The organism is Lysobacter sp. DMC97 (assembly GCF_056313745.1).
The window spans coordinates 1-5,189 of the sequence record NZ_JBQUZR010000012.1 but is presented as its reverse complement, the minus strand read 5'-3'; the positions used below and the strand labels follow the sequence as shown (position 1 = coordinate 5,189).

General features: G+C 55.0%; 2 tRNA genes and 2 rRNA genes. All 4 read left to right on the top strand.

The features are described from left to right. Positions 1–213: 213 nt before the first annotated feature. The 4 genes from ACT53Q_RS19075 to ACT53Q_RS19060 all read left to right on the top strand — a co-directional run bounded on the left by ACT53Q_RS19075 (position 214) and on the right by ACT53Q_RS19060 (position 5,096). Positions 214–1,758 (top strand): 16S ribosomal RNA (locus tag ACT53Q_RS19075). A 92-nt stretch (positions 1,759–1,850) separates the two neighbouring features. Further along, a tRNA-Ala gene (locus tag ACT53Q_RS19070) sits at positions 1,851–1,926 on the top strand. Between the two features lie 20 nt (positions 1,927–1,946). Then, a tRNA-Ile gene (locus tag ACT53Q_RS19065) sits at positions 1,947–2,023 on the top strand. A 215-nt stretch (positions 2,024–2,238) separates the two neighbouring features. Next, positions 2,239–5,096: ribosomal RNA gene (locus ACT53Q_RS19060) — 23S ribosomal RNA — on the top strand. Together the 16S and 23S rRNA genes with 2 tRNA genes alongside form the textbook arrangement of a ribosomal RNA operon. Positions 5,097–5,189: the final 93 nt, after the last annotated feature.

Below are 5,189 nucleotides of genomic sequence, written 5' to 3'. Positions count from 1 at the left end.
CGAAACAAAAAAGATGAGGCGCTGAGGCCGATTCTTGAGTTCTTTGACAGTGTGCGCAGGTGACTTGTGCGGGCGTCTGGCAGGTGGATGGTTGTCCATCTTGCAGACGTTCGTAACAGAACCAAGTCAATTCAAAGCATGCAAATGCAGTGAGTAATTTGGAGCTGGTGACGACGCTGCACTCAAAGCATTAGGACTTCGGTCCGAAAAGTTTAAGTGAAGAGTTTGATCCTGGCTCAGAGTGAACGCTGGCGGCAGGCCTAACACATGCAAGTCGAACGGCAGCACAGCAGTAGCAATACTGTGGGTGGCGAGTGGCGGACGGGTGAGGAATACATCGGAATCTGCCTAGTCGTGGGGGATAACGTAGGGAAACTTACGCTAATACCGCATACGACCTACGGGTGAAAGCGGGGGATCGCAAGACCTCGCGCGATTAGATGAGCCGATGTCCGATTAGCTAGTTGGCGGGGTAATGGCCCACCAAGGCGACGATCGGTAGCTGGTCTGAGAGGATGATCAGCCACACTGGAACTGAGACACGGTCCAGACTCCTACGGGAGGCAGCAGTGGGGAATATTGGACAATGGGCGCAAGCCTGATCCAGCCATGCCGCGTGGGTGAAGAAGGCCTTCGGGTTGTAAAGCCCTTTTGTCCGGAAAGAAAAGCACTGGATTAATACTTCGGTGTTCTGACGGTACCGGAAGAATAAGCACCGGCTAACTTCGTGCCAGCAGCCGCGGTAATACGAAGGGTGCAAGCGTTACTCGGAATTACTGGGCGTAAAGCGTGCGTAGGTGGTTCGTTAAGTCTGATGTGAAAGCCCTGGGCTCAACCTGGGAATTGCATTGGATACTGGCGAGCTAGAGTGCGGTAGAGGATGGCGGAATTCCCGGTGTAGCAGTGAAATGCGTAGAGATCGGGAGGAACATCTGTGGCGAAGGCGGCCATCTGGACCAGCACTGACACTGAGGCACGAAAGCGTGGGGAGCAAACAGGATTAGATACCCTGGTAGTCCACGCCCTAAACGATGCGAACTGGATGTTGGGTGCAACTAGGCACTCAGTATCGAAGCTAACGCGTTAAGTTCGCCGCCTGGGGAGTACGGTCGCAAGACTGAAACTCAAAGGAATTGACGGGGGCCCGCACAAGCGGTGGAGTATGTGGTTTAATTCGATGCAACGCGCAGAACCTTACCTGGCCTTGACATCCACGGAACTTTCCAGAGATGGATTGGTGCCTTCGGGAACCGTGAGACAGGTGCTGCATGGCTGTCGTCAGCTCGTGTCGTGAGATGTTGGGTTAAGTCCCGCAACGAGCGCAACCCTTGTCCTTAGTTGCCAGCACGTAATGGTGGGAACTCTAAGGAGACCGCCGGCGACAAGCCGGAGGAAGGTGGGGATGACGTCAAGTCATCATGGCCCTTACGGCCAGGGCTACACACGTACTACAATGGTGGGGACAGAGGGCTGCAAACCCGCGAGGGTGAGCCAATCCCAGAAACCCCATCTCAGTCCGGATTGGAGTCTGCAACTCGACTCCATGAAGTCGGAATCGCTAGTAATCGCAGATCAGCATTGCTGCGGTGAATACGTTCCCGGGCCTTGTACACACCGCCCGTCACACCATGGGAGTTTGTTGCACCAGAAGCAGGTAGCTTAACCGCAAGGGGGGCGCTTGCCACGGTGTGGCCGATGACTGGGGTGAAGTCGTAACAAGGTAGCCGTATCGGAAGGTGCGGCTGGATCACCTCCTTTAGAGACTAAAGACAGCAAATTGCCTGTCGGACGTCCGCACAAGTGACCTGCATCCAAAGCGTCCCGCACCGGCGAAGAGCCGACGTGCACACGGGGCCATAGCTCAGCTGGGAGAGCACCTGCTTTGCAAGCAGGGGGTCGTCGGTTCGATCCCGACTGGCTCCACCATCTGGCTTAGACGCATGAACGGGTCTGTAGCTCAGGTGGTTAGAGCGCACCCCTGATAAGGGTGAGGTCGGTGGTTCGAGTCCTCCCAGACCCACCAAACAGCTTTGGATGAAAGTCGCGCACACTTAAATTGAATTCGCCTGGCACTGTGGCCGGGCGAAGATCTTTGAAAACTTGGGACGTAACGAGCGTTTGAGACGAATGTCCAGACGTGTCGAAAGAGGCTAAGGCGAGCATCGAGAGATGCTTTATTGAAGTGATAAGTCGTTGAGATTCGCGACGGCATGACCTTGAGGCGACTCGAGGTTATATGGTCAAGCGAATAAGCGCACACGGTGGATGCCTTGGCGGTCAGAGGCGATGAAGGACGTGGTAGCCTGCGAAAAGCGTCGGGGAGCTGGCAACAAGCTTTGATCCGGCGATGTCCGAATGGGGAAACCCACCCGAAAGGGTATCCTGCAGTGAATACATAGCTGCTGGAGGCGAACGCGGTGAACTGAAATATCTAAGTAACCGTAGGAAAAGAAATCAACCGAGATTCCCTGAGTAGCGACGAGCGAACGGGGACTAGCCCAAAAGTCGATCGAGTTCTAGCAAAACGGTCTGGAAAGGCCGGCCATAGAAGGTGATAGCCCTGTATGTGAAAGGGCTCGATCGATGAAATTGAGTAGGGCGGGGCACGTGAAACCCTGTCTGAACATGGGGGGACCATCCTCCAAGGCTAAATACTACTGACCGACCGATAGTGAACCAGTACCGTGAGGGAAAGGCGAAAAGAACCCCGGCGAGGGGAGTGAAATAGACCCTGAAACCGTGTGCGTACAAGCAGTCGGAGCCCGCAAGGGTGACGGCGTACCTTTTGTATAATGGGTCAGCGACTTACTGTCTGTGGCGAGCTTAACCGTATAGGGGAGGCGAAGGGAAACCGAGTCTGAACAGGGCGCATAGTCGCAGGCAGTAGACCCGAAACCGGGTGATCTAGTCATGCCCAGGGTGAAGGTTGAGTAACATCAACTGGAGGCCCGAACCCACTCCCGTTGCAAAGGTAGGGGATGAGGTGTGATTAGGAGTGAAAAGCTAATCGAACCCGGAGATAGCTGGTTCTCCTCGAAAGCTATTTAGGTAGCGCCTCATGTGAATCTTCCTGGGGGTAGAGCACTGTTATGGCTAGGGGGTCATTGCGACTTACCAAACCATGGCAAACTCCGAATACCAGGACAGACTGCATGGGAGACACACGGCGGGTGCTAACGTCCGTCGTGAAAAGGGAAACAACCCAGACCCACAGCTAAGGTCCCAAATTACCGCTAAGTGGAAAACGATGTGGAAAGGCACAGACAGCCAGGAGGTTGGCTTAGAAGCAGCCACCCTTTAAAGAAAGCGTAATAGCTCACTGGTCGAGTCGGTCTGCGCGGAAGATTTAACGGGGCTAAGCGGTAAACCGAAGCTTGGGGTGCACGCTCTGCGTGCGCGGTAGAGGAGCGTTCCGTAAGCCTGTGAAGGTGGATTGAGAAGTCTGCTGGAGGTATCGGAAGTGCGAATGCTGACATGAGTAACGATAATGCGGGTGAAAAGCCCGCACGCCGAAAGCCCAAGGTTTCCTTGCGCAACGTTAATCGGCGCAGGGTGAGTCGGCCCCTAAGGCGAGGCAGAAATGCGTAGTCGATGGGAAGCTGGTTAATATTCCAGCACCTCGCGTAAGTGCGATGGAGGGACGGAGAAGGTTAAGCAGGCCGGGCGTTGGTTGTCCCGGTGAGAGGGTTGAGGCGGTGCTCTTAGGCAAATCCGGGAGCGCAACGTTGAGACCAAGGACGAGCCCTATCGGGCGAAGCTGCTGATATCACGCTTCCAGGAAAAGCTCCTAAGCTTCAGCTTACGCAGACCGTACCGTAATCCGACACAGGTGGGCAGGATGAGAATTCTCAGGCGCTTGAGAGAACTTGGGTGAAGGAACTAGGCAAAATAGTACCGTAACTTCGGGAGAAGGTACGCCCTCCATGGTGAATAGCTGGGGAGGGCCGCAGTGACCAGGCCGCTGCGACTGTTTATCAAAAACACAGCACTCTGCAAACACGAAAGTGGACGTATAGGGTGTGACGCCTGCCCGGTGCTGGAAGGTTAAGTGATGGGGTCAGCGCAAGCGAAGCTCTTGATCGAAGCCCCAGTAAACGGCGGCCGTAACTATAACGGTCCTAAGGTAGCGAAATTCCTTGTCGGGTAAGTTCCGACCTGCACGAATGGCGTAACGACAGCGGCGCTGTCTCCACCCAAGACTCAGTGAAATTGAAATCGCTGTGAAGATGCAGCGTTCCCGCGGCAAGACGGAAAGACCCCGTGAACCTTTACTATAGCTTTACACTGAACGTTGAGTTCGTCTGTGTAGGATAGGTGGGAGCCTTTGAAGCGATGGCGCTAGCTGTCGTGGAGGCAACCTTGAAATACCACCCTGATGTGCTTGACGTTCTAACCTGGGCCCGTAATCCGGGTCGGGGACCGTGTATGGTGGGTAGTTTGACTGGGGCGGTCTCCTCCTAAAGAGTAACGGAGGAGCACGAAGGTACGCTCAGCGCGGTCGGACATCGCGCACTGTGTGCAAAGGCATAAGCGTGCTTGACTGCAAGAGCGACGGCTCAAGCAGGTACGAAAGTAGGTCTTAGTGATCCGGTGGTTCTGTATGGAAGGGCCATCGCTCAACGGATAAAAGGTACTCCGGGGATAACAGGCTGATACCGCCCAAGAGTTCATATCGACGGCGGTGTTTGGCACCTCGATGTCGGCTCATCACATCCTGGGGCTGTAGTCGGTCCCAAGGGTATGGCTGTTCGCCATTTAAAGTGGTACGCGAGCTGGGTTCAGAACGTCGTGAGACAGTTCGGTCCCTATCTGTCGTGGGCGTTGGAGATTTGAGAGGGGCTGCTCCTAGTACGAGAGGACCGGAGTGGACGAACCTCTGGTGTTCCGGTTGTCACGCCAGTGGCACTGCCGGGTAGCTATGTTCGGAAGCGATAACCGCTGAAAGCATCTAAGCGGGAAGCGCGCCTCAAGATGAGATCTCCCGGGGCACAAGCCCCCTGAAGGAACCATCAAGACTAGGTGGTTGATAGGCAGGGTGTGTAAGCGCAGCAATGCGTTGAGCTAACCTGTACTAATGATCCGTGTGGCTTGACCATATAACCTCAAGTCGCCTTACCTCGACCGACACGTCGACGTTCGGCACAACCTCGTTACGTCCCAAGACCCAATGAGAGCGTGAGCGCTGCTTC